This is a genomic window from Streptomyces sp. NPDC050704 (assembly GCF_040654355.1).
Taxonomy (GTDB): Bacteria; Actinomycetota; Actinomycetes; order Streptomycetales; family Streptomycetaceae; genus Streptomyces.
On the sequence record NZ_JBFAHW010000019.1, the window covers coordinates 1 to 22,850 of the forward strand.

The window sequence follows — 22,850 nt, forward strand, 5'->3', positions numbered from 1 at the left end:
GGCGCCCTCAGTGAGGACGAGCAGCAGACCCTCATCGAGTTGCTCGGCAAGCTGACCACGCACTCCGCGCACTTCGACGTCCGCGCCCCCTTCCCGTACGAGCCCCGGAGCAGCCCTAGAACTTGTTGCGCGGGGTGATTCCCAGCGACATGCCCGATAGGCCGCGCTGGCGGCCGCCCAGCTTGCCGGCGATGGCGCGCAGGGCCGCGCCGGCCGGGGAGTCGGGGTCGGTCAGGACGATCGGCTTGCCCTCGTCGCCGCCCTCGCGCAGGCGGACGTCGATCGGGATGGAGCCGAGGACCGGGACGTTGGTGCCCGTCGTGCGGGTCAGGCCCTCGGCGACCGACTGGCCGCCGCCCGTGCCGAAGACGTCGACCATCTCGTCGCAGTGGGGGCACGGGAGACCGGACATGTTCTCCACGACGCCCACGATCTTCTGGTGGGTCTGGACGGCGATGGAGCCCGCCCGCTCGGCGACCTCGGCGGCGGCCTGCTGCGGGGTCGTGACGACCAGGATCTCGGCGTTCGGTACCAGCTGCGCCACCGAGATCGCGATGTCGCCCGTGCCCGGCGGGAGGTCCATCAGCAGCACGTCCAGGTCGCCCCAGTACACGTCCGCCAGGAACTGCTGGAGGGCGCGGTGGAGCATCGGGCCGCGCCACACGACCGGCGTGTTGCCCGGCGTGAACATGCCGATCGAGATGACCTTCACGCCGTGCGCGGACGGCGGCATGATCATGTTCTCGACCTGGGTCGGAGTGCCGTCGGCGCCGAGCATGCGCGGCACGGAGTGGCCGTAGATGTCGGCGTCGACGACACCGACCTTCAGCCCGTCCGCGGCCATCGCCGCCGCCAGGTTCACCGTCACCGAGGACTTCCCGACGCCGCCCTTGCCGGAGGCGACCGCGTAGACGCGGGTCAGCGAGCCGGGCTGGGCGAAGGGGACCTCGCGCTCGGCCTTGCCGCCGCGCAGCGAGGACGCGAGTTCACGCCGCTGCTCGTCGCTCATCACGTCGAGGGTCACGTCGACGCGGGTGACGCCGTCGACCGCCGCGACGGCGTCCGTGACGTTCTTCGTGATGGTCTCGCGCATCGGGCAGCCGGAGACCGTGAGGTAGACGGTGACCGCGACAGCACCGTCCGTACCGATCTCCACCGACTTGACCATTCCCAGCTCGGTGATAGGGCGATGGATCTCGGGGTCGTTCACTGTCGCCAGTGCTTCACGCACCGCGTCTTCCGTAGCCATAGGACGATGGTACGGCGACCGGCGGGGGAGCCGGGAAGCCCGTCACCGGTCGTCTACGTCACGCCCCCCAGGTCGTTCTGCCGGGAATACGACACGACCGTCACCGTGCGACTCCGCCAGCTCCTTGACCAGGTCCTCCAGCTCGGAACGGATCCAGTCCCGAGTGGCGACCTCGCCGAGTCCGATGCGCAGCGCGGCGATCTCGCGGGTCAGGTACTCGGTGTCCGCGATCGACCGCTCGTTCTGCTTGCGGTCCTGTTCGAGGTTGACCCGGTCGCGGTCGTCCTGCCGGTTCTGCGCGAGGAGGATCAGCGGGGCGGCGTACGAGGCCTGCAGCGAGAGCATCAGGGTCAGGAAGATGAACGGGAACGTGTCGAAGCGCAGCTCGCGCGGCGCGAACACGTTCCACACCACCCACAGGGCGACGACGACCGTCATCCCGACGATGAACCGCCCCGTCCCCAGGAACCGCGCGATCCGCTCCGACAGCCGCCCGAAGGCCTCCGGGTCGTACTCGGGCAGCAGCCGGCGCCGGGGCCGCTGCGGCTGGTCCAGCCGCAGGCGCGACCGGTTGGCGGCGGTCGCCCCGGTGGCGGCCCGCTCACGGCTCTCGCGCTCAGGAGCCATGGGCAGCCCCCTCGTCGGAGGACTTCCGGTAGACGGCGTCCTCGGCCAGGTGGAACTCGGTCTCGCGCCAGTCCTCGGGCAGCATGTGGTCGAGTACGTCGTCCACGGTGACCGCCCCGAGCAGCGAGCCGCTCTCGTCGACGACGGGCGCCGCGACCATGTCGTACGCCGCGAAGAAGCCCGCCACGACCGGCAGCACGGCCTCCGGGTCCAGCGGCCGCAGATCGTCGTCGATCATCGAGCCGACGAGTGTGTACGGCGGGTCGCGCAGGAGCCGCTGGAAGTGGACCGTGCCGAGGTACTTGCCGGTCGGCGTCTCGTCCGGCGGGCGGCAGACGTACACCTGGGCGGCCAGCGCGGGGGAGAGGTCGGCGTTGCGCACCCGCGCGAGCGCGTCCGCGACGGTCGCGTCGGGCCGCAGCACGATCGGCTCGGTCGTCATCAGACCGCCCGCCGTGCGCTCCTCGTACGCCATCAGCCGCCGTACGTCCGCCGCGTCGTCCGGACGCATCAGCGCCAGCAGCCGTTCCTTGTCCTCCTCCGGCAGCTCGCCGAGCAGGTCGGCCGCGTCGTCGGGGTCCATCGCCTCCAGGACGTCCGCGGCGCGCTCCTCCTTGAGCTTGCCGAGGATCTCGATCTGGTCGTCCTCGGGGAGCTCTTCGAGGACGTCGGCGAGCCGGTCGTCGTCCAGGGCGGCCGCCACCTCCGCGCGCCGTTTCGGGGACAGGTGGTGCAGGACGTTGGCGAGGTCGGCGGGGCGCAGCTGCTCGAAGGTGGCGAGCAGGCTCTCGGCGCCCTGCCCGTGCTCCTCCAGCGAGAACCCGGTGACGGCCGACCACTCGACGGTCAGGGTCTCGCCCTTGGCCCGCCGGAAGGTGGTGGCGCCGCGCCCCTTCCGCACGAAGACCCGGTCGATCTCCCAGTCGCGGCGGGCGGGCAGCTGCTGGATCGACACGTCGAGCACGGTGACCTCCTCGTCGGTCCCGGCGAGCCGCACACGCCGGTCCAGCAGCTCGCCGAGCACGAGCCGCTCGGTGGGCCGCTGCTCGAAGCGCCGGACGTTCAGGACGCCGGTGGTGATGACCTGGCCGGACTCGATGCCGGTGACGCGGGTCATGGGCAGGAAGATGCGCCGGCGGGTGGAGAGTTCGACGACCAGCCCGAGCAGCCGGGGAGGCCGTCGCCCGACGCGCAGCATGGCGACCAGGTCGCGTACGCGGCCCACCTGGTCGCCGTTGGGGTCGAAGACGGCGATGCCGGAGAGGTGCGAGACGAAGATCCGGGGGGTGCCTGCCGCCATGCCCGCGCCTCCTTCCTCGTACGGACTTCGGTACGGGTGTTTTGGTCTGTCATGTCCGCTCGGGTGGGCTTCAGGCTAGCCCGTCCCGGTCGGATACGCGCTGGTGGGGGGTCTGGACGGACTGACTCCGAGGGACGTTCAGGGCCCCGGTACGCTGCGGTACGCCGTTGAGGACCCCGCACGAGAGGCAGCACCACCTGTGACTGCGATTCCCCAGGGACGAACCCGTAAGTCCGTGCTGGCGGGCGCGATGTGCGCGCTGGTCGTCACGGGGGCCGGGCTGACGGGGTGCGGCGGCGAGGACCCGGACGCGGGGACGAACGGGGTCGGGAAACTGGCCCCGGCCAAGATCCAGAGCAGGACCCAGTCGGCCGCCAGGGCCGCGGAGACCGTACGGCTGTCCGGGGCGGTGATCAGCAACAAGCGCACGTACAAGCTGGACATGCGGCTCAAGGACGACGGCGGTACCGGCTCGGTCACCTCGAAGGGCGTGACGTTTCGCCTGCTGCGGGTCGACGAGCAGCTCTTCATCAAGGCCGACGCGGACTTCTGGGACCACCAGGACGGCAAGGGAGACGACGGTACGACCGACGCGACGGCCGCGGGCAAGCTCGAGGGCATGTATGTGAAGGTCCCCAAGGGTGACCCCGCCTATCAGCAGCTCAGCGTCTTCACCGACAAGGACGTGCTCCTCGACGGCCTCCTCGCCCTGCACGGCGAGCTGGCCACCGACGGCCGCCACGAGCAGAACGGCATCCGCACGATCCGCCTGACCGGCGACGAGGGCTCCGGCGGCAAGCTGGACATCTCCCTGGAGGGCAAGCCGTACCCCCTCCTCCTCGTCCGCGCCGCCGGGGCGGGGACGCTCCGCTTGACGGACTGGGACAAGGACTTCGCCCTGGAGGCCCCGGCGAAGAACGAAACGGTGGACTACGGGCAACAGCTGCCGTCGTCTTGAGCGGGCTCGTCCGGCGGGGGAGGGTTGTCGGGCAGCTGCGGGTGGTTCGTGGCTGGTCGCGCAGTTCCCCGCGCCCCTGAAAGAACGGGGCTGCGCCCCTGTCTTTTGCCTTTAGGGGCGCGGGGCTGTGTCAATATGCGGCTCCGCCGCGTGGGCGCGACCAGCCCCCACGACCCGCAGTCGACCACGAACCTCCGCGCGAAGCGCTCAGCCCCGCTTGCGCTTCTTGAAGAGCAGACGGGGAAGCCCCGCCGGGATGGCTTGACGCGTAGTCGCCGCAGTAGAAACGGGCGGCGCCGCAAGCGACCCGTCCGGCAGCGACGCAGTCTCCCCCGTCGGCGCCAGCCGAAGCACCCGGCACTCCCGCCCCCACCGCTCCGGCATCGCCTCCCCGTCGGGCGCGTTCAACCGCTTGCCCTTGAGCTCGGCGACAGCCGCGTCCCACTCCTCGGACCCGGGGGTCAGCTCCACGACCTTCGCGGACCAGGAGACGAGCCGGCCGCCCTTGTCCTTGCTGCGGACGGTGACCACCGCGCCGCCGCCGTCCACGAGACCGGGGAGCGGCTGCTCGCCGGGCCCGTCGCCGACCAGGCACACCGACCCGTCGTGCCACACGTGCCACAGCGCCTGGGAGGAGACCGCGTCCCCCTGGACGGGGAGCCCGCGCACCCAGATGAGCCCGGACTTCTTGGTGGCCTCCTCGACGAGGGCACGTTCGAGCAGCTGATCCGTCATGGGCTCCAGCCTATCCGGGCCTTTCGGCGCGCCTTCAGAGCCAGCCGTTCCGCTTCAGCGTGCGGTGGATCGCGAAACAGATGCCCACCGTGACGCCAAGGACCAGCGGGTAGCCGAACTTCCAGCGCAGCTCCGGCATGTAGTCGAAGTTCATGCCGTAGACCCCGCAGACCATCGTCGGTACGGCGATGATCGCTGCCCAGGACGTGATCTTGCGCATGTCCTCGTTCTGCGCGACGGAGGCCTGCGCGAGGTTGGCCTGGAGGATCGAGTTGAGCAGTTCGTCGAAGCCGACGACCTGCTCGTGCACCCGCGCGAGGTGGTCGGCGACATCGCGGAAGTACTTCTGGATGTCCGGGTCGACCAGCCGCATCGGCCGCTCGCTCAGCAGCTGCATGGGCCGCAGCAGCGGGGTCACCGCCCGCTTGAACTCCAGTACCTCACGCTTGAGTTGGTAGATCCGCGCCGAGTCGACACCACGCGAGACGCCCCTGCGCCCGGGCGAGAACACCTCGGTCTCGACCTCGTCGATGTCGTCCTGCACGGCGTCGGCGACCGCGATGTACCCGTCGACGACATGGTCGGCGATGGCATGCAGCACGGCCGACGGACCCTTGGCGAGCAGCTCCGGGTCGTCCTGCAGCCGGTGCCGCAGCGCCCGCAGCGAGCCCTGCCCGCCGTGCCGCACGGTGATGAAGAAGTCCCGTCCGGTGAAGCACATCACCTCGCCGGTCTCCACGACCTCGCTGGTGGCGGTGAGTTCGTCGTGCTCGACGTAGTGGATGGTCTTGAAGACGGCGAACAGGGTGTCGTCGTAACGCTCCAGCTTGGGCCGCTGGTGGGCGTGGACGGCGTCCTCGACGGCCAGCGGGTGCAGGCCGAACTTGGCGGCGATACCGGCGAACTCGGCCTCGGTGGGCTCGTGCAGACCGATCCAGGCGAACCCTCCGTCCCGGCGCGCCTGACGGATCGCGGCACCGGGCGTGAGGCCCTCGTCGCTCCTGAGGCGGACGCCGTCGTAGTAGACCGCGCAGTCCACGACGGCCGAACTCGTCCCGGCCTCACGGGTGGTGTCGTAGGTGGCGCCGTCCTTGCGCAGCGTCGGGCGGACCGCGGCACGCAGGTCACGGATCATCGACATGGCAGGCTCCTTCGTGAACAAGAGCCGCCGGCAACGGTTGAAACTACCCGGAATGGGGACGTCCTGACTGCGGATGTTTGGCACGTCCACAAAGCGGGGAGCACCGCACCGTCGCGGTGGCAGCTTCGCTACTGATACAGATCAGACAGATCAGGCAAAAACGAAGTGCTCTTCCGTCGTGCACCGGACAGGCATGAGGCGAGTACGGGAGGCGGCAGCCAGCAGAGCGGGAGTTGAGGTACTCAGCAGCCGGAAGAGCGAGTGGTACTGCACGGTCGACTTCGATCCATGGAGCCCCACCTCCTCCGGCCGGTCCCCCGTAGGGGAGGTCCATCCCCCGTAAGGGGAGTCTCATGCGTCGAGACCTGGGTCGGGACTTGAGAGCGACGCTTCTGCGTGCTGCCCCGACCAGCGGCCAAGACTATCAGCCGACTGAAGTGTCAAGCCGTCGCTTTGCCCATTGCCGACGACTTCTATGCTCAACGCATGGCTGATGTTCTTCCTCTCGTGGAGGCCCGGTTGCGTAGCGCGCTGGGCGAACCGGACGCGCGCGCCGCGGTGACCTTCCTCGGCACGGACCGCATCGAGGTGCTCCGCTTCAGCGGCGGAGCCACCACGGAGGGGATCGTCCGCTACGCGACGCTCGGCATGTCCGCCCGGCCGATGGCGGACCCCACGGTGGTCGTCGCCGACCCGGTCGCGGGACCGCGCGCCGAACTGGTCCTCTCCGTACGCGCCGGTGTCGCCGACACCGACAAGGTGCTCCGCCCCCTCGCCGTACTGGCCGCGTCCCCGCAGGTCGAGGGCCTGGTCGTGGCCCCGGGAGCCTCGCTCGACGTGGGCGGTCCCCTGTGGCCCGGCGCGCCCTTCACCTCCGTGCTGGTCGCCGAGCCGGGCGGCCTGGTCGAGGATCTGGAACTCGACGCGCCCCTGGATCCCGTACGTTTCCTGCCGCTGCTCCCCATGACGCCGAACGAGGCCGCCTGGAAGCGGGTGCACGGCGCGCAGGCGATCCAGGAGCGCTGGCTCACCGGCGGAACGGACCTGCGCGATCCCGCACGCAAGTCCGTTTCCCTGGACTGACCCTCAACGGCCGACCGGGGGCCGCCAGTTGGGAATCTCACACCCGGAGTACAGGCACCCGGGCCCGGTGTTCATCAGCCGGCGAAGACGGTGACGCCGTCCTCCGTCGCGTGCCGCGGCGCGAGCTCCTCGGCCTCGTGGGTGAGCGCGTTCCGGCGTACGAGGACCACGAGCGCCCCGAGCATCGCGGTGACCGCGGCGACCACGAACGGCATGTGGATGTCGGTCCATCCCTCGATCTTCGGCGCGAAGAACGGGGCCGCGGCGGCCGCGAACCAGCGCACGAAGTTGTAGCCGGCGCTCGCCACGGGCCGCGGCGCGTCCGAGACGCCGAGGGCGAGCTCGGTGTAGACGGTGTTGTTCACGCCGATGAAGGCGCCGGACAGGATCGTGCACACGACGGCCGTGGTGTGGCTGCCGTAGCCGAGGACGAGCACGTCGGCCGCGAGCAGCACCAGCGAGCCGCCGAGCACCTTCAGCGAACCGAAGCGGGCCTGCATGCGCGGCGCCACGAGCACCGAGAACACCGCCAGCAGCAGACCCCAGGCGAAGAAGACCGCGCCGGACTTATACGGGGTCATGTCGAGCACGAACGGCGTGAAGGCCAGCACGGTGAAGAACGTGTAGTTGTAGAAGAACGAAGAGACGGCCGCCGAGGCGAGTCCGCCGTGGCCGAGCGCCTTGATCGGGTCGAGCAGGCCCGTCTTCTGCGCGGGCTTCGGCTGCTCCTTCAGGAACACCGTGATGCACAGGAACCCGATCGCCATCAGGAACGCGGTGCCGAAGAACGGATAGCGCCAGCTGGCGTTCCCGAGCAGCGCGCCCAGCAGGGGCCCGCAGGCCATGCCGAGGCCCAGGGCGGACTCGTACAGCAGGATCGCCGCCGCGCTGCCGCCGGCCGCGGCGCCGACGATGACGGCGAGGGCCGTGGAGACGAAGAGCGCGTTGCCGAGCCCCCAGCCCGCCCGGAACCCGACGAGTTCACCGACCGACCCGGAGGTGCCCGACAGTCCCGCGAAGACCACGACGAGGGCGAGGCCGAGCAGGAGGGTCCGGCGGCCGCCGATGCGGCTGGAGACGAAGCCCGTGACCAGCATCGCGATGGCCGTGATCAGGAAGTACGAGGTGAAGAGCAGCGAGACCTGGCCGGCCGTGGCGTCCAGGCCCTTGGCGATGGACGGCAGGATCGGGTCGACGAGGCCGATGCCCATGAAGGCGACGACGGATGCCCCTGCGGTCGCCCAGACCGCCTTCGGCTGACGCAGGAGGCCGCCGGCTCCCGCGTCGAACGTGTCCCCTTCGGCGGGGCCTCCCGTGCTGCTGTTCATGCCTGCTCCTTCACTGCTCACGTTCACTGCTCACGACGAGATCGTTGGCGTATACACATAATAAGTTAGAGCAGCTAATGAATGCAAGCTACATCTAGTTTTTCCGGGTGAAGGACCTGCGACAAGCACACGCCGGACGGGTGATCGTCCTTGACGCGGCGAAAGACGGGGAGGACCGTGGGGCCCTATGAGGGGCGAACCCAGTTGCCCGAAGTGTGGTGGCCGGGTCAGGGCTCCCGGCCTCTTTGCCGACTCCTGGCAGTGTGATGTGCACGGCACCGTGCATCCGCTGCAGCCCGTGATCCCGCCCAGCGTCGAGGCCCTCAGCGTGGTGGTGCGCCGTGCGCACGTACCGGTGTGGATGCCGTGGCCGCTGCCTGTCGGCTGGCTCTTCACCGGTGCGGCCTTCGCGGGCGACGACCGCAGTGGCGGCCGTGCCACGGCCGTGGCCTGCTCGGGACCGGGTCCGCTCGGCGGCATAGGGGAGCTGCTGCTCATCGCCGAGGAGCTCGGCGTCGGCCTCGGCGCGCGGTACGCGGGCATGGACGGGCCCGACCCGGGGCCGTACATGAACGTCGAGAAGCCGGCCCAGACGAAGGTCCTCGCGGCGGGCCGCCCGACCCCGCTCTGGCATGTCGCCGGAGCTCCCGACGACCGCGCCGTCTTCGCGGGCGAGGCGCGCGGGCTGTGGCTGTGGGCGGTCGTGTGGCCCGAGCAGTCGGGGCTGCTGATGTACGACGAACTGGTGCTGACGGATTTGCGGGATGCCGGGGCGGAGGTTGACCTGCTGCCGTGTGGGGCGCTGTCGCCGCGGATTCTTGAGCCGTAGCTTGCCGCTGGGTCGAGCCCGTTTGTGGGGGTGCTTCGGGCTTGTGGGTGTGTGCGGGCCTGTGGGGGCTGGTCGCGCAGTTCCCCGCGCCCCTTATGGGGCGCCTATGGGACCTGTGCTTCTTACGGGGCGCCCAGGGGGTGGTCCGGGGCCCGTTACCCTTGAGCGGTCCCTGTGTTCCGTCGTCGTCTGGAGTCTGTCGCGTGCGTATCGATCTGCACTGCCACTCCACCGCGTCCGACGGTACGGACACTCCGGCCGAGCTGGTTCGCAATGCGGCCGCCGCCGGACTGGACGTTGTCGCGCTGACCGACCACGACACCACCCGCGGGTACGCCGAGGCCATCGCGGCCGTGCCCGCCGGGCTCACGCTCGTGACCGGGGCGGAGCTCTCCTGCCGCCTCGACGGTGTGGGGCTCCACATGCTGGCGTACCTCTTCGACCCCGAGGAGCCGGACCTGCTGAGCGAGCGCGAGCTCGTCCGCGACGACCGGGTGCCGCGGGCCCGGGCGATGATCGGCAACCTCCAGGAGCTGGGGGTCCCGATCACGTGGGAGCAGGTGGCGCGGATCGCGGCCGGCGGGTCCGTGGGGCGGCCGCACATCGCCACCGCGCTGGTCGAACTGGGGGTCGTGCCCAGCGTCTCCGACGCCTTCACGACCGAGTGGCTCGCCGACGGCGGGCGGGCGTACGTGGAGAAGCACGAGTCGGACCCCTTCGAGGCGATCCGCCTGGTCAAGGCCGCGGGCGGGGTGACCGTCTTCGCGCACCCCGGCGCCGCCAAGCGGGGGCAGGTGGTGCCGGAGTCCGCGATCGCGGAGCTCGCCGCGGCCGGGCTCGACGGGATCGAGGTCGACCACATGGACCACGAGCCCGCCACCCGGGCCCGACTGCGGGGCCTCGCGGGCGAGTTGGGACTGCTGACGACCGGGTCCAGCGACTACCACGGCAGCCGTAAGACGTGTGTGCTCGGGGAGTACACGACGGATCCCGAGATCTACGCGGAGATCACGCGGCGGGCGACCGGGGCGTTCCCGGTGCCGGGCGCGGGCGGGCGCGCCGGCGCCTGATCGCCCGCCTGAGCGTCCGCTTGCGGGTCGGCGCGCTTCTCGTGTCCCGCTTGTGTCCCGTGTGTTCCACCCCACCATCGCAAGGCTCACCGTGTTCGATGTCGCCGTCTTCGGCTCTCTCTTCCTGACCCTCTTCGTCATCATGGATCCCCCCGGGATCACCCCGATCTTCCTCGGACTGACCTCCGGGCGGCCGGCCAAGGTGCAGCGGCGGATGGCGTTCCAGGCCGTCTGCGTGGCCGGCGGTGTCATCACCGTCTTCGGACTGCTCGGGCACCAGATCCTGGACTACCTGCACGTGTCCGTTCCCGCGCTGATGATCGCGGGCGGACTGCTGCTCCTCCTCATCGCCCTAGACCTGCTCACGGGCAAGACGGACGAGCCCAAGCAGACGAAGGACGTCAACGTCGCCCTCGTACCGCTGGGCATGCCGCTGCTCGCCGGGCCGGGCGCGATCGTGTCCGTGATCCTGGCCGTCCAGAAGGCCGACAGCGTGGCGACGCAGGCGTCGGTGTGGGCGGCGATCCTGGCCATCCACGTAGTGCTGTGGGTGGTGATGCGGTACTCGCTGCTGATCATCCGCGTCATCAAGGACGGCGGTGTCGTGCTGGTGACCCGGCTCGCGGGCATGATGCTCTCCGCGATCGCCGTACAGCAGATCATCAACGGGGTCATGCTGGTGATCGAGGCAAGCTGAGCACCTGCGGAGGCTGGGCACCCCGCGGACACCCCTGGCGCACGCAGAACCCCCCGCACGGCATCCCTGCCATGCGGGGGGTTCTGAAGTCTGTCAAACGTCCGCTGCTATGAGGCCGGAGAGCCGGCCGGGCGGATCCAGAGGCGCTGTCCTATGGCGGCGGCCTGCTGAACGATCCGGTTGACGGAGGCGGCGTCCACGACGGTGCTGTCCACGGGGGTGCCGTCGACATCGTCGAGTCGCATGATTTCGAAGCGCATTGGCTTCTCCCTTCGTCTGGTCATCCTCCTGAAGGAGAACTACTGATGTGTGGAGACGAGAGGCGTCTGCGCCCCGCGTTCCCAAGGGATTCAACGGGATGTCTGTTACGAACATTCCCTACGCTAAATAAATTTTTCGAACGTCTAACTACTTGTGAGTATCGGGACCGGTTGTGTTCACACAGTGACGGCCTGCGACAATGATGCGCATATGAATGACGACTTCGCGGCAACCGAGGATCTGGCGTCCCTCGGTACGCGTATCGACCGCGCGAACCAGCTGCTCCAGCGCATGCTCGCCGAGGTGGCGAAGACGCCGTCGACTCATGCGATCTTCGTCGACGCCGGGTATCTGTACGCGGCCGCGGGCCGGCTCGTCGCCGGGACGGAGGACCGGCGGGCCTTCGACCTGGACGCCGAGGGGCTCATCGAGGCGCTCATCGACCGGGCGCGCACGATCTTCGCGGACAGCAGGCTGCTGCGCGTCTACTGGTACGACGGAGCGCGGCGCCGCATCCACACCGCCGAGCAGCAGTCCATCGCCGAGCTGCCCGACGTCAAGGTCCGGCTGGGCAACCTCAACGCCAACAACCAGCAGAAGGGCGTCGACTCCCTGATCCGCAGCGACCTGGAGTCGCTCGCCCGGCACCGCGCCATCAGCGACGCGGCGCTCATCGGCGGCGACGAGGACCTGGTCTCGGCGGTCGAGGCGGCGCAGGGGTACGGGGCCCGGGTCCATCTCTGGGGCATCGAGGCGCCTGAGGGGCGCAACCAGGCGGAGCCGCTGCTCTGGGAGGTCGACAGCCAGCGCACCTTCGACCTGGAGTTCTTCAAGCCGTACGTCGCCCGGCGGACCGGAGTCTCGTACGACATGTCGGCGGCGGCGAGACCCGCGCGGGAGGACGTGCGGTTCGTGGGGGCCCAGATCGCCGCGAAGTGGCTGGGCGCGCGGGGGCGGGAGGCGCTGGCGGAGCTGCTGCCCGGGCACCCCTACCTGCCCGGTCCGGTCGACCAGGACCTGCTGGTGGAGGCCGAGGGACTGCTGCAGTACTCGCTGCGGGGGCAGGCGGATCTGCGGCGCGCGCTGCGGGACGGGTTCTGGGAGCACCTGCAGGGGCAGTACTGAGCGCTCCGCGGGGAGAGCGGTGATGCTGCATCGACGTGCGGCTCCGCCGCGGGTGCGGGTTGGTGGGGGCTGATCGCGCCGTTCCCCGCGCCCCTTACGGGGCGCGGTCGCGGTACCGACTGGACTTCGCCAAGGCCGCTTGGGCGGTTCTCAGCTCGTCCGTTCCCAGAAGGCGGCGAGGGCTTCGGCCGTCTCCAGAGGGCGGTCCGAGTTGGGGGAGTGCTCGGCTCCGCGGATGATCGTGCGGTGCGCGTGGAGACGTACGGCCATGGCGTCCAGGAGCGGGACCGGCCAGGTGTCGTCCTCTTCACCGGACAGGACGTGCAGGGGCAGCGGCACGGCGGCCAGCTCGTCCACGCGGTCGGGCGCCTCGCACAACTGGCGTCCCGTGGCGATGAGTTGAGCGGGGCTGTTGGCGAGCCAGCGGCGCTTGAGGTCCGCGCGGTCGTCGAGACCGGCGTCCAGGTCGTCCTCGGCGTCCTCCGGGGGCTCCAGCGCCTGGATCGCGTCCCACACCTGCGCCAGGTCCATCACGGCGAGCGCGTCCCGCAACAGCTTCACGCGCTGCTGCTGGGAGGGGGAGATCTCGGCGGGGCCGGAGGACATCAGGGTGAGCGAGCGGAACCGGGCGGGTTCCAGCAGTACGGCGGTCCTGGCGACGAGCCCGCCGAACGAGTGGCCCACGACGTGGACGCGGTCCTGCTGCAGGGCGGCCACCTGCGAGAGCAGGTCCAGCGCCAACTCGTCCAGCGCGTAAGGGGATTCGTCGTCCGCCGGCCCCGGTGTCTCGTACTGCCCCCGCCCGTCCACGGCGACGGTCCGGTATCCGGCGGCGGCCAGCGGCTCGTGCAGGGAGATGAAGTCCTCCTTGCTGCCGGTGAACCCGGGCAGCAGCAGCGCGGTTCCTCTCACGGCGCTGCCCGCGTCGATCACGGCGAACTCCCCGCGCGCGGTGCCGAGCCGGTACGCGCGGGCTCCGGAGGGCGGGACGAAGGTGGCAGGCCTGCTCATGAGGACGAGGCTATCCGGGGAACCTCGGGAGCGGGCGGCGGGGGCGGGATGCGAGGGCCGGGCGTATGTGGGGGGAGGGATGCGGGTGCGGGGCGGTCCGGGAGCCGGGTTCGTCCGACTGTGCCCGGGAACGCCGACGGCCCGGCCCCACCGAGTGGGACCGGGCCGTCAGGGTGAGCGTCAGCTCTCCGTTGTCTCGGCGGCTGCCGCCGTCTTGCGCGTGCGGCGACGCGGCGCCTTGACCTCCGGTGCGGCCTCGGCCGTCACCGGGTCCGCGACGGCGGCGGCCGTGGCCGCCGCCTTGCGGGTGCGGCGGGGCTTGGCCGGAGCCACGTCCGGGGTGGCCTCGGTGGCCTGGGCCGGGATGTCGGCCTCGGCGACCGCGACCTTGCGGGTGCGGCGACGGGGCTTCGTCTCGGTCGCCTCAGCCGTGTCCACAGCCGTCTCGGCGGCCTCGGCGGTCTTGGCGGCGGCCGTGGTCTTGCGCGTGCGGCGGGGCTTCGTCTCCGTCGCCGTCACCTCCGCGACCTCGGCCGTCGTGCCTTCCGCGGTGTCCAGCGCGGCCTCGGCGGCCTTGCGGGTACGCCGACGCGGCTTGGTCTCCGCGGGCTCCGCGACGGGCGCCTCCGCCGCAGGAGCGGTTTCGACGACCTCGGCGGCCTTGCGGGTCCGGCGGCGCGGCTTCGCCTCGGGCTCCTCGGACGACTGGGCCGGGATGCCGGCCTCGACGACCTCAGCGGTTTCGACGACCTCGGCGGCCTTGCGAGTGCGGCGGCGCGGCTTGGCCTCGACCGCCTCGGCGGTGTCCAGGGCGGCCTCGGCCGTCGCCTTGCGGGTGCGGCGCGGCTTGGCCTCCGCCACCACGTCGGCGACAGCCGTGTCGGCGGTGGCTTCCACCGTGGCCTCGGCGGTCTTCCGCGTGCGGCGGCGCGGCTTCGTCTCCGTCGCCGTCACCTCCGCGACCTCGGCCGTCGTGCCCTCGGCGGTGTCCACCGCGGTCTCGGCGGGCGCGGTGGCCTTGCGGGTGCGAGTGCGGCGGCGCGGCGCCGGCTCGGCCACCGGGGTCACGGGGGCCACCGGGGCCTCCTGGACCGCGTCCTCGACAACGGCGACCGCGGGCTGCGCGGCCTCCGCAGTCCTGCGCGAGCGACGGCGACGCGGCTTGGCCTCCGCGTCCACCGGCTCGGTCGATTCGGCGACCGGGACCGGCGCGGCCTCGACCGACGTGCTCTCGGCCGTGGCGACCGCGTTCTCGGCCGCCTCCGATGCCGCTCCGCCACGCATCCGGCGACGTCGGCGCGGCGTGCGCGACTCCGCGGCCGGGGCCGACTCGGTGGTCTCGGGGGAACCGGTACCGGTGGTGGTCGGCTCCACGGCGTCCATCGGCGTGCCGTTGCGCGTACGACGACGGCGACGCGGCGTACGAGCCGGGCGCTCACGCTCGCGCTCGGCGGCCGGAGCCGCTGCCGGGGCGGCGGAACGGCCACCGCGGCCACGCGGACCACCACGGCCGCCGGTCTCACCGAGGTCCTCGACCACCTCGGCCGACAGACCGGCGCGGGTGCGCTCGGCACGCGGCAGGACGCCCTTCGTGCCGGCCGGAATGTTCAGCTCTTCGAAAAGGTGCGGGGACGTGGAGTACGTCTCCGGCGGGTCGCTCAGGCCGAGTTCCAGCGCCTTGTTGATGAGCTGCCAGCGCGGGATGTCGTCCCAGTCGACGAGCGTGATCGCGATGCCCTTGGCGCCCGCGCGGCCCGTACGGCCGATGCGGTGCAGGTATGTCTTCTCGTCCTCGGGGGACTGGTAGTTGATGACGTGCGTGACGCCCTCGACGTCGATGCCGCGGGCGGCGACGTCGGTGCAGACGAGCACGTCCACCTTGCCGTTGCGGAAGGCGCGCAGCGCCTGCTCGCGGGCGCCCTGGCCGAGGTCGCCGTGGACCGCGCCGGAGGCGAAACCGCGCTGCTGGAGCTGGTCGGCGAGGTCCGCCGCCGTCCGCTTGGTGCGGCAGAAGACCATCACGAGACCACGGCCGTCGGCCTGCAGTATCCGCGAGACCATCTCGGGCTTGTCCATGTTGTGCGCGCGGTAGGCGAACTGCGCGGTGTTCCGGACCGTCTGGCCCTCGTCGTCCGGCGCCGTGGCCCGGATGTGCGTGGGCTGCGACATGTACCGGCGCGCGAGACCGATGACCGCGCCCGGCATGGTCGCCGAGAACAGCATCGTCTGACGGCGGGCCGGCAGCATGTTGATGATCTTCTCGACGTCGGGCAGGAAGCCCAGGTCGAGCATCTCGTCGGCCTCGTCGAGAACGAGGGCGCGTACGTGCTTCAGGTTCAGCTTCTTCTGGCCCGCGAGGTCCAGGAGTCGGCCCGGGGTGCCGACGACCACGTCGATGCCCTTCTTGAGGGCCTCGACCTGCGGCTCGTACGCCCGGCCGCCGTAGATGGCGAGCACGCGCACGTTACGGACCTTGCCTGCCGTCAGCAGGTCGTTCGTGACCTGCGTGCACAGCTCGCGCGTCGGGACGACGACGAGTGCCTGCGGGGCGTCGGTGAGCTGGTCGGGCTGCGCCCGGCCCGCCTCGACGTCCGCGGGAACGGTGACGCGCTCGAGGAGCGGGAGGCCGAAGCCCAGCGTCTTGCCGGTGCCGGTCTTGGCCTGGCCGATGACGTCGGAGCCCGAGAGGGCGACGGGGAGCGTCATCTCCTGGATGGGGAAGGGACTCGTGATGCCGACCGCCTCAAGGGCTTCGGCAGTCTCGGGAAGGATCCCGAGGTCTCGGAAAGTAGTCAGGGTGCTGCCTCTTCTGTGTATGCGGTGCGAGGCGAGCGCGGGGGTCGTGTCGGGACCGTGCCGGGGACGTCGGCCGCCTGTCGGGCGGGCCGAGTGGCATGGGACCACTGCCGACGCTCGAGCTCTCGTACCGCTGAGGGGTCCCTCCGGGTGCCGTACGCACTGTGCCGTACGGGCGAGGAGGGCTGTCGGGTCGGAGCCGATCGGGCCACCGACCGGGCATCCTCATTCATGCGGCCCGTCGAGTTACGTAGATCAACTCAGCGAGCGCATTACCACCATACCCCGGAATCGCGCACATGTGATGGCCGATTTGGTCACGTAGCCGTCGTCACACTCATTGACCAGGGCCTTCCGCCTTGCGGGGAGCGGGCTATTGTGCGCTTCATGACGACGCCTGACAACGCCCCCGACGCACCCGCCGAACACACCGGAGTCGCCGCCCAGGACTGGGCGAAGGCCTCCGTCGACCCCCAGTACCGCGCCGCGGTCGTGGACCTGCTGGGAGCGCTCGCGTACGGGGAGCTGGCGGCGTTCGAACGGCTCGCGGAGGACGCCAAGCTGGCGCCGACGCTCGCCGACAAGGCGGAGCTGGCGAAGATGGCGTCGGCGGAGTTCCACCACTTCGAGCAGTTGCGGGACCGGCTCACCGAGATCGGCGCGGAGCCCACGCAGGCGATGGAGCCGTTCGTCGCCGCGCTCGACGGCTTCCACAAGCAGACGGCGCCGTCCGACTGGCTGGAGGGGCTCGTCAAGGCGTATGTCGGCGACTCGATCGCCAGTGACTTCTACCGGGAGGTCGCGGCGCGGCTCGACTCCGATACGCGGGGGCTCGTACTGGCCGTGCTCGACGACACGGGGCACGCCTCGTTCGCCATCGAGAAGGTGCGGGCGGCGATCGACGCGGATCCTCGGGTGGGCGGGCGGCTCGCGCTGTGGGCTCGGCGGCTGATGGGCGAGGCGTTGTCGCAGTCGCAGCGGGTTGTCGCCGACCGGGATGCCCTGTCGACGATGCTCGTCGGCGGGGTTGCGGACGGGTTCGACCTTGCCGAGGTGGGGCGGATGTTCTCGCGGATCACCGAGGCGCACACCAAGCGGATGGCTGCGCTGGGCTTGGCCGCCTGAGTTGGCTTGGGCCGGTTCGTTGGCTGCGGGCCGGTGGGGGCTTGTCGCGCAGTTCCCCGCGCCCCTACGGGGCGCGCCCTAACAGGACGCGCCTCAGTGGTCCTCGTCCGGAGTCTCGTCCTTGTTCACACCGTCGCCGAGTGGCGGCGGAGTCTTCCCGCGGGGCGTAGGAGGAGGGACAGGGAGGCCGCCGAGACGGCCACCGCGCCGATCATGAACACCAGGAAGTGGCCGGAACCCAGTGCGGTGTGGGTGAGGAAGGTGCCGAAGAGGGCTCCGGCGACGCCCGTCGAGAGGACCAGGCTGCGAGCCGGCAGGCGGTGCGGCAGCCGGTACGCCGCCGCCCAGGCCAGTGCCAGACCGAGGATCGCGGAGCCGAGCGCTTCCAAGAACATCTGGGGGTCCCTCCCGCACGGCCGTGTGCACTTCGGTCGTAGCCCGTCATACCCGTGACCTGCGGAACACAACCCTTCTCTATGGGTGACTTGTGCTCCATCTGTGAAGCGGGCGGGGAAGTGGGACGCATGGAAAAGGGGCCCGGCGGCCGCTGCCGCCGAACCCCTCTCCGTTGTCTCGCAGTCGCCTTACAGCGCGCCGAAGCCCACCTTGCGGGGGGCCTGCTCGCCGAGCTCCACGTAAGCGATGCGTTCCGCCGGGACGAGGACCTTGCGGCCGTGGTCGTCCACGAGGCTGAGCAGCTGCGACTTCCCGGCCAGCGCCTCGGCCACCGCGCGCTCGACCTCTTCCGGCGTCTGAGCGCTCTCCAGAACGATCTCGCGGGGCGCGTGCTGCACGCCGATCTTGACCTCCACCGCTATGTCCCTCCGACGGTCACTCATGTGCGCGTTCGTCCGCGCCGTACGCAGCACACATTAGCCCGGTGAAGGGACACGCACGGTCCGTCCAAGAACGCCAGGAGCGAACAGGAGGCGGGAACAAAGGCGCGGTCAGTGGTACGTCGCCGCCGCGCCCCGCGTCCCTCAGTGGTGCTCGGTGCCGTGCAGCGGGAAACCCGCGATACCCCGCCAGGCCAGCGAGGCCAGCAGCTGCACCGCCTGCTCGCGCGGCACGCTGCGGTCGCTGTGCAGCCAGGAGCGGGCCACCACCTGGGCGAGTCCGCCCAGGCCGGAGGCGAGGAGCATCGACTCGTCCTTGGACAGGCCGGTGTCCTCCGCGATGACCTCGGAGATCGCCTCGGCGCACTCGAACGTGACCTTGTCCACGCGCTCGCGCACCGCGGGCTCGTTCGTCAGGTCCGACTCGAAGACCAGCCGGAAGGCGCCGCCGTCGTCCTCCACGTACGCGAAGTACGCGTCCATGGTGGCCCGGACACGCAGCTTGTTGTCCGTGGTGGACGCCAGCGCGGTCCGTACGGCCTGGAGCAGGGACTCGCAGTGCTGGTCCAGCAGGGCCAGGTAGAGGTCGAGCTTGCCCGGGAAATGCTGGTAGAGCACCGGCTTGCTGACGCCCGCGCGTTCGGCGATGTCGTCCATCGCGGCCGAGTGGTATCCCTGCGCAACGAAAACTTCCTGGGCGGCGCCGAGGAGTTGGTTGCGTCGGGCACGGCGCGGCAGGCGTGTGCCCCGCGGGCGTGCCGCCTCTGTCTGCTCGATGGCTGTCACGCCGCCTCCCAAAATCGTCCACATGCGGTGAGCGCCGCGCCGCCATCGTACTTTTCGGTAACCCTGGTGTGCGCGGTGCGAGCGGAGAATTTCACGGACCGGACGTCGGTTAAATCCGAGCGGAACGCACCAAAGGGGGGCGTGCCGGGCACGTCAGGATTTCCTGTGCATGCCCCGGCGCGGACTTCGGCGATCGTCCGGCCCACGTCAGCGATAGTCGTCCTCGTCGAGTTCGACGACTCTTGCCTGCTCCGCCAGGTCCGCCTCGTTCGCCCTGTCCGGGTCTCCGTCGGCCGGCGGTTCGTCCCGGTGGGACGCGAGATCCGCGTGCTGTTCGGCGGCGTCGGCCTCGGGGGCCTCCACGTCGAACTCGGTGTCCTCCGTGTCCTGGGAGTCGGCGAGGGTCTCGGGGTCGGTGGGGTCGACAGTCATATGTCCTCTTCCCGAGTGGTGCGAGTGCGCTCTTGTACGAGTACGAGTGCCCTCGTCCTCGAAGCGTATGAGAGTCGGGATCGGGCCGCTACGCGATCCCGCCGCCATCCGGCCGTGCCCCGACCGGCCTCCGGCCCGGGATCTGTGATGGCGAACACACGATCCAGCGCGTGATCGTCTCGTAACATTGCCGCATGTCTTCGACCGAACTGCCGTCCGCGCCGGCCGCCGCCGTCGCGCCGAAGGTCAGTGCCGTCAGGGTGGCGGCAGGGGAGCGGCTGCGGTCGGTGGTGCTCCCCGGGATCACGCTGACGGTCCGGTCGAGACCGCCGGCCCGTGAAGGGCTGCCGCCCGCGCTGTACGTGCACGGGCTCGGCGGTTCCTCGCTGAACTGGTCGGGGCTGATGCCTTTCCTGGACGGCCTCGTGGACAGCGAGGCCGTCGATCTGCCGGGCTTCGGCGACTCGCCGCCGCCGGACGACGGCGACTACTCGGTGACCGGGCACGCCCGCGCGATCATCCGCTACCTCGACGCGGCCGACCGCGGGCCGGTGCACCTCTTCGGGAACTCGCTGGGCGGCGCGGTCACGACACGCGTCGCGGCGGTACGGCCCGACCTCGTCCGCACGCTCACGCTGGTGTCGCCGGCGCTCCCGGAGATCCGGGTGCAGCGCACGGCGGTGCCGACGGCCCTGCTGGCCGTGCCCGGAGCGGCGGCCATGTTCACCCGGTACAGCAAGGACTGGACCGCCGAGCAGCGCGTGCGGGGAGTCATGGGGCTCTGTTACGGGGACCCCACCGTGGTGACGCCCGAGGCGTTCCGCAACGCGGTCCAGGAGATGGAGCGACGGCTCGCCCTCCCCTACTTCTGGGACGCCATGGCGCGGTCGTCGCGCGGCCTCGTGAACGCGTACACGCTGGGTGGCCAGCACGGACTGTGGCGCCAGGCCGAGCGGGTGCTCGCACCGACGCTCCTCGTCTACGGGGGCCGCGACCAGCTCGTCGGGTGCCGGATGGCCCGGCGGGCGGCGCATGCCTTCCGCGACTCCCGGCTGCTGACATTGCCGGATGCGGGGCATGTGGCGATGATGGAGTACCCGGAGACCGTGGCCACGGCCTTCCGCGAACTCCTCGCGGATGTGGGCGAGTTGGCCGACACCGGCACGAACAGCGCTGACAGCGCGAGGAGCTGAGGCGGGACGTGGGACGTCACAGCCGCCGCGGGCCCGCCCCCAAGGGCGATACCGCCGACATACCCGTGGTTCCGGGTGCCAGGACGGAGCCCTCGGACACGCAGGAGAGAGCGACGGAGCGGGAGAGGGAGGCTAGGACCGGAACAGGGGGCGGGCGCCCCCGGGGCCCTGTGGGTCCTTCGGTTCCTGCGGCTCCTTCGGGTCCTCGGGGGCAGCAACCGCCGCCTGCGGGCGGGACGCCCGCGCGCGGGGTGCCGCGACTGCCCGACGGGTGGGCGCCGCGAGGCCCGGAAGGCATGCCCGGGCAGGGGGTTCCGCGACCGGCAGGCGGTACGCCTTCGGGTGGAGCTCCGCGTTTTTCTGGCGGTGCGCCGGGAGGCGGAGTTCCTCGCCGTGCTGACGGAACGGCCGGAGGTGGAGTTCCGCGCCGTTCTGATGGCACGCCCGCGCGAGGGGGTCCTCGACCGGCGGCCGGTCCGCCCGCGGGCGGTGCTCCGCGGTTTCCCGACGGCACTCCGGCGTACGGATTTCCCCGGCTTCCCGACGGAACACCGGCACGAGGATTTCCGCGTATGCAGGACGGGACGCCCGCTCATGGGTTTCCGCGTATGCAGGACGGGACGCCCGCTCATGGGTTTCCGCGTATGCAGGACGGGACTCCGGCTCATGGGTTCCCGCGGTTGCCGGACGGCACTCCGGCCCACGGCTTCCCGCGGCTTCCCGACGGGACTCCGGCGCACGGCACGCCCCGTTACCCCGACGGCACCCCTGCCCATGGCGTCCCCCGGGTCCGCGGCGGGCACCCGGAGCAGCATGGAACCGATGGTGGCTGGGGCGAGTTGAGGGGTGGGCCGCGGGCGGGCGGCGGGTACGGCGTGTCGCAGGCGCCTCCGCCGGGACCTCCGTACGGCTCGCCGCGAGGTGCTCCACTTCGGCAGGGCGGTCCTTATGCCGGGCCCCGCGGCGGTATTCAGGGCTCTCCGGAAGGTGCGCCTCCGGGTACTCACCCCGGCCCTGCGCAGGGCATGTCCCAAGGCTCCGGCCAGGCTCGTCCGGGACCGACGGTCCCCCGGCAGCAGCGGCACGCGCCTCCCGGGCAGGGCCCTGGCGGCACCGGCAGCCCACATCAGGCCTACGTCGACGCCTTCGGCGAGGGGGACGACGTCTTCGCGCCCCGCTCCGCCGCCGGCGCGGCGCTCCGGGCGGACCCGTTCGCGTCCGTCACCGACTGGGACGAGGAAGTCCAGCACAAGACGCTCCCCCCGGAGGACGAGGAGAGCCGGCCGGAGAAGGCCAAGGGCGGCAAGGGGCGGGCCTTCACCGGGATCGCGGCCGCCGCCGTCACCACCGTGCTGGCCGTCGTCGTGGCCGGGCAGGTCGCCGACGGACCCGAGGACACCGCCGCACGCTCGCAGACCGCGGGCGGCGCCGACCGGGAGGCCAAGGACTACGCGGGACGCACCCAGATCCGGCCGACCCCGACTCCGGCCCCGTCCCGGCCGGCGGACGCGGCCCCGCTCTCGTACGACCAGAAGATGGCGAAGAAGTACCCGCTGGCCGCCGGACTCAAGGGCGCCGGTGAGTTCGAGGCGATCGCCGGATTCGACAAGGCGCCCGGCACCGGCCGGAAGTACACCTATCGCGTCGACGTCGAGAAGGGCCTCGGTCTCGACGGGGAACTCTTCGCGCAGGCCGTGCAGAAAACCCTGAACGACGACCGGAGCTGGGCCCACGACGGCGGCAGCACCTTCGAGCGGATCTCCTCCGGGAAGCCCGACTTCGTCATCACCCTTGCGAGCCCCGGGACCACCGCGTTCTGGTGCGCCAAGTCCGGCCTCGACACCACCGAGGACAACGTGTCCTGCGACTCGGCCGCCACGGACCGCGTGATGATCAACGCGTACCGCTGGGCCCAGGGTGCCGAGACCTACGGCGACAAGATGTACGCGTACCGCCAGATGCTGATCAACCACGAGATCGGCCACCGGCTCGGCTACGGCCATGTGACCTGCACGACGGACGGCGCGCTCGCGCCTGTCATGCAGCAGCAGACCAAGTTCCTCGACCACGACGGAATCCGCTGCCGCGCCAACCCCTGGCCCTTCCCCGGGAACTGACTCCGGCCGCGCAGCACCGCGACGCGGCATGACGAAACGTGTTCGGTTGATCTCCTAGCGCGACGGAACGCGACCCGCACGGGAAAGTTACGACCGTTCACCCCTTTTGGTGGTGCGATGGACAACCGTCCATCGCACCACCGCCATGTCC

Annotated in this window: 22 protein-coding genes; 9 read left to right on the plus strand and 13 right to left on the minus strand. The window is 71.0% G+C overall.

Going from position 1 to position 22,850, the window contains the following annotated elements; all coding sequences use genetic code 11:
• Positions 1–115 precede the first annotated feature (115 nt).
• The 3 genes from AB0I18_RS13370 to AB0I18_RS13380 are packed head-to-tail and all read right to left on the minus strand — an operon-like array spanning position 116 to position 3,176.
• Positions 116–1,249, minus strand: a complete 1,134-nt coding sequence (locus AB0I18_RS13370; protein WP_363105563.1) for an Mrp/NBP35 family ATP-binding protein — start codon at positions 1,247–1,249, stop codon at positions 116–118.
• A gap of 42 nt (positions 1,250–1,291) precedes the next feature.
• Positions 1,292–1,876: a DUF1003 domain-containing protein gene (locus AB0I18_RS13375; protein ID WP_363105564.1), complete on the minus strand. Its 585-nt coding sequence runs from the start codon at positions 1,874–1,876 to the stop codon at positions 1,292–1,294.
• A complete protein-coding gene (locus AB0I18_RS13380) occupies positions 1,866–3,176 on the minus strand; it encodes a CBS domain-containing protein (RefSeq protein ID WP_363105565.1) in 1,311 nt (436 codons plus the stop codon). The genes AB0I18_RS13375 and AB0I18_RS13380 overlap by 11 nt, the downstream gene beginning before the upstream one ends.
• Positions 3,177–3,375: 199 nt before the next feature.
• Here AB0I18_RS13380 and AB0I18_RS13385 point away from each other — a divergent pair, with 199 nt between their 5' ends.
• Positions 3,376–4,134, plus strand: a complete 759-nt coding sequence (locus AB0I18_RS13385) for a hypothetical protein (RefSeq protein WP_363105566.1) — start codon at positions 3,376–3,378, stop codon at positions 4,132–4,134.
• A gap of 207 nt (positions 4,135–4,341) precedes the next feature.
• Here AB0I18_RS13385 and AB0I18_RS13390 read toward each other — a convergent pair whose 3' ends face one another.
• A complete protein-coding gene (locus AB0I18_RS13390; RefSeq protein WP_363105567.1) occupies positions 4,342–4,869 on the minus strand; it encodes a hypothetical protein in 528 nt (175 codons plus the stop codon).
• A 34-nt stretch (positions 4,870–4,903) separates the two neighbouring features.
• Positions 4,904–6,010 (minus strand): magnesium and cobalt transport protein CorA, encoded by a 1,107-nt coding sequence (locus AB0I18_RS13395; protein WP_363105568.1) that lies wholly within the window; start codon positions 6,008–6,010, stop codon positions 4,904–4,906.
• 486 nt (positions 6,011–6,496) lie between these two features.
• Between AB0I18_RS13395 and AB0I18_RS13400 the strand changes: the two genes are divergently transcribed.
• Positions 6,497–7,093 carry a suppressor of fused domain protein gene (locus tag AB0I18_RS13400; protein ID WP_363105569.1) on the plus strand — a complete coding sequence of 199 codons (597 nt, stop codon included), beginning with the start codon at positions 6,497–6,499 and terminating at the stop codon, positions 7,091–7,093.
• A 74-nt stretch (positions 7,094–7,167) separates the two neighbouring features.
• Here AB0I18_RS13400 and AB0I18_RS13405 read toward each other — a convergent pair whose 3' ends face one another.
• Positions 7,168–8,421 carry an MFS transporter gene (locus AB0I18_RS13405; RefSeq protein ID WP_363105570.1) on the minus strand — a complete coding sequence of 418 codons (1,254 nt, stop codon included), beginning with the start codon at positions 8,419–8,421 and terminating at the stop codon, positions 7,168–7,170.
• Positions 8,422–8,608: 187 nt separating this feature from the next.
• On the opposite strand from AB0I18_RS13405, the gene AB0I18_RS13410 reads away from it, so the two are divergent.
• From AB0I18_RS13410 to AB0I18_RS13420, 3 genes are all read left to right on the plus strand, one after another.
• Positions 8,609–9,250 (plus strand): DUF6758 family protein, encoded by a 642-nt coding sequence (locus AB0I18_RS13410; protein WP_363105571.1) that lies wholly within the window; start codon positions 8,609–8,611, stop codon positions 9,248–9,250.
• Positions 9,251–9,453: 203 nt separating this feature from the next.
• Positions 9,454–10,320 (plus strand): PHP domain-containing protein, encoded by an 867-nt coding sequence (locus AB0I18_RS13415; RefSeq protein ID WP_363105572.1) that lies wholly within the window; start codon positions 9,454–9,456, stop codon positions 10,318–10,320.
• A 91-nt stretch (positions 10,321–10,411) separates the two neighbouring features.
• Positions 10,412–11,017 carry a MarC family protein gene (locus AB0I18_RS13420; RefSeq protein WP_363105669.1) on the plus strand — a complete coding sequence of 202 codons (606 nt, stop codon included), beginning with the start codon at positions 10,412–10,414 and terminating at the stop codon, positions 11,015–11,017.
• 107 nt (positions 11,018–11,124) lie between these two features.
• On the opposite strand, the gene AB0I18_RS13425 is transcribed toward AB0I18_RS13420, so the two are convergent.
• Positions 11,125–11,277, minus strand: a complete 153-nt coding sequence (locus AB0I18_RS13425) for a hypothetical protein (RefSeq protein WP_363105573.1) — start codon at positions 11,275–11,277, stop codon at positions 11,125–11,127.
• Positions 11,278–11,488: 211 nt separating this feature from the next.
• On the opposite strand from AB0I18_RS13425, the gene AB0I18_RS13430 reads away from it, so the two are divergent.
• A complete protein-coding gene (locus AB0I18_RS13430) occupies positions 11,489–12,403 on the plus strand; it encodes an NYN domain-containing protein (protein WP_363105574.1) in 915 nt (304 codons plus the stop codon).
• A gap of 150 nt (positions 12,404–12,553) precedes the next feature.
• Here AB0I18_RS13430 and AB0I18_RS13435 read toward each other — a convergent pair whose 3' ends face one another.
• On the minus strand, positions 12,554–13,414 hold the full coding sequence (locus tag AB0I18_RS13435) for an alpha/beta hydrolase (protein ID WP_363105575.1): 861 nt from the start codon (positions 13,412–13,414) through the stop codon (positions 12,554–12,556).
• A 180-nt stretch (positions 13,415–13,594) separates the two neighbouring features.
• A complete protein-coding gene (locus AB0I18_RS13440) occupies positions 13,595–16,120 on the minus strand; it encodes a DEAD/DEAH box helicase (protein WP_363105576.1) in 2,526 nt (841 codons plus the stop codon).
• Positions 16,121–16,597: 477 nt separating this feature from the next.
• On the opposite strand from AB0I18_RS13440, the gene AB0I18_RS13445 reads away from it, so the two are divergent.
• Positions 16,598–17,335: a ferritin-like fold-containing protein gene (locus AB0I18_RS13445; RefSeq protein ID WP_363105577.1), complete on the plus strand. Its 738-nt coding sequence runs from the start codon at positions 16,598–16,600 to the stop codon at positions 17,333–17,335.
• A 125-nt stretch (positions 17,336–17,460) separates the two neighbouring features.
• Here AB0I18_RS13445 and AB0I18_RS13450 read toward each other — a convergent pair whose 3' ends face one another.
• The 4 genes from AB0I18_RS13450 to AB0I18_RS13465 all read right to left on the minus strand — a co-directional run bounded on the left by AB0I18_RS13450 (position 17,461) and on the right by AB0I18_RS13465 (position 19,389).
• Entirely contained in the window at positions 17,461–17,730 is a 270-nt protein-coding gene (locus AB0I18_RS13450) for a hypothetical protein (protein WP_363105578.1), read from the minus strand.
• Between the two features lie 189 nt (positions 17,731–17,919).
• Positions 17,920–18,147 (minus strand): DUF3107 domain-containing protein, encoded by a 228-nt coding sequence (locus AB0I18_RS13455; protein ID WP_363105670.1) that lies wholly within the window; start codon positions 18,145–18,147, stop codon positions 17,920–17,922.
• A gap of 168 nt (positions 18,148–18,315) precedes the next feature.
• Positions 18,316–18,957, minus strand: coding sequence for a TetR/AcrR family transcriptional regulator (locus AB0I18_RS13460; RefSeq protein WP_363105579.1), 642 nt, complete (start codon positions 18,955–18,957; stop codon positions 18,316–18,318).
• A gap of 207 nt (positions 18,958–19,164) precedes the next feature.
• Complete coding sequence (locus AB0I18_RS13465) at positions 19,165–19,389, minus strand: hypothetical protein (RefSeq protein WP_363105580.1); 225 nt, start codon at positions 19,387–19,389, stop codon at positions 19,165–19,167.
• A gap of 194 nt (positions 19,390–19,583) precedes the next feature.
• On the opposite strand from AB0I18_RS13465, the gene AB0I18_RS13470 reads away from it, so the two are divergent.
• Positions 19,584–20,582 carry an alpha/beta hydrolase gene (locus AB0I18_RS13470; RefSeq protein ID WP_363105581.1) on the plus strand — a complete coding sequence of 333 codons (999 nt, stop codon included), beginning with the start codon at positions 19,584–19,586 and terminating at the stop codon, positions 20,580–20,582.
• A 644-nt stretch (positions 20,583–21,226) separates the two neighbouring features.
• Entirely contained in the window at positions 21,227–22,699 is a 1,473-nt protein-coding gene (locus tag AB0I18_RS13475; RefSeq protein WP_363105582.1) for a DUF3152 domain-containing protein, read from the plus strand.
• The last annotated feature ends 151 nt before the right edge of the window (positions 22,700–22,850 follow it).

Excerpts from the sequence above, each read along its gene's own strand:
- AB0I18_RS13425 (WP_363105573.1), bottom strand. The coding sequence starts at position 11,277 with ATGCGCTTCGAAATCATGCGACTCGACGATGTCGACGGCACCCCCGTG.
- AB0I18_RS13470 (WP_363105581.1), top strand. The coding sequence starts at position 19,584 with ATGTCTTCGACCGAACTGCCGTCCGCGCCGGCCGCCGCCGTCGCGCCG.
- AB0I18_RS13400 (WP_363105569.1), top strand. The coding sequence starts at position 6,497 with ATGGCTGATGTTCTTCCTCTCGTGGAGGCCCGGTTGCGTAGCGCGCTG.
- AB0I18_RS13370 (WP_363105563.1), bottom strand. The coding sequence starts at position 1,249 with ATGGCTACGGAAGACGCGGTGCGTGAAGCACTGGCGACAGTGAACGAC.
- AB0I18_RS13395 (WP_363105568.1), bottom strand. The coding sequence starts at position 6,010 with ATGTCGATGATCCGTGACCTGCGTGCCGCGGTCCGCCCGACGCTGCGC.
- AB0I18_RS13390 (WP_363105567.1), bottom strand. The coding sequence starts at position 4,869 with ATGACGGATCAGCTGCTCGAACGTGCCCTCGTCGAGGAGGCCACCAAG.
- AB0I18_RS13405 (WP_363105570.1), bottom strand. The coding sequence starts at position 8,421 with ATGAACAGCAGCACGGGAGGCCCCGCCGAAGGGGACACGTTCGACGCG.
- AB0I18_RS13475 (WP_363105582.1), top strand. The coding sequence starts at position 21,227 with ATGCAGGACGGGACTCCGGCTCATGGGTTCCCGCGGTTGCCGGACGGC.
- AB0I18_RS13440 (WP_363105576.1), bottom strand. The coding sequence starts at position 16,120 with ATGACGCTCCCCGTCGCCCTCTCGGGCTCCGACGTCATCGGCCAGGCC.
- AB0I18_RS13375 (WP_363105564.1), bottom strand. The coding sequence starts at position 1,876 with ATGGCTCCTGAGCGCGAGAGCCGTGAGCGGGCCGCCACCGGGGCGACC.
- AB0I18_RS13465 (WP_363105580.1), bottom strand. The coding sequence starts at position 19,389 with ATGACTGTCGACCCCACCGACCCCGAGACCCTCGCCGACTCCCAGGAC.
- AB0I18_RS13410 (WP_363105571.1), top strand. The coding sequence starts at position 8,609 with ATGAGGGGCGAACCCAGTTGCCCGAAGTGTGGTGGCCGGGTCAGGGCT.
- AB0I18_RS13435 (WP_363105575.1), bottom strand. The coding sequence starts at position 13,414 with ATGAGCAGGCCTGCCACCTTCGTCCCGCCCTCCGGAGCCCGCGCGTAC.
- AB0I18_RS13430 (WP_363105574.1), top strand. The coding sequence starts at position 11,489 with ATGAATGACGACTTCGCGGCAACCGAGGATCTGGCGTCCCTCGGTACG.
- AB0I18_RS13450 (WP_363105578.1), bottom strand. The coding sequence starts at position 17,730 with ATGTTCTTGGAAGCGCTCGGCTCCGCGATCCTCGGTCTGGCACTGGCC.
- AB0I18_RS13380 (WP_363105565.1), bottom strand. The coding sequence starts at position 3,176 with ATGGCGGCAGGCACCCCCCGGATCTTCGTCTCGCACCTCTCCGGCATC.
- AB0I18_RS13445 (WP_363105577.1), top strand. The coding sequence starts at position 16,598 with ATGACGACGCCTGACAACGCCCCCGACGCACCCGCCGAACACACCGGA.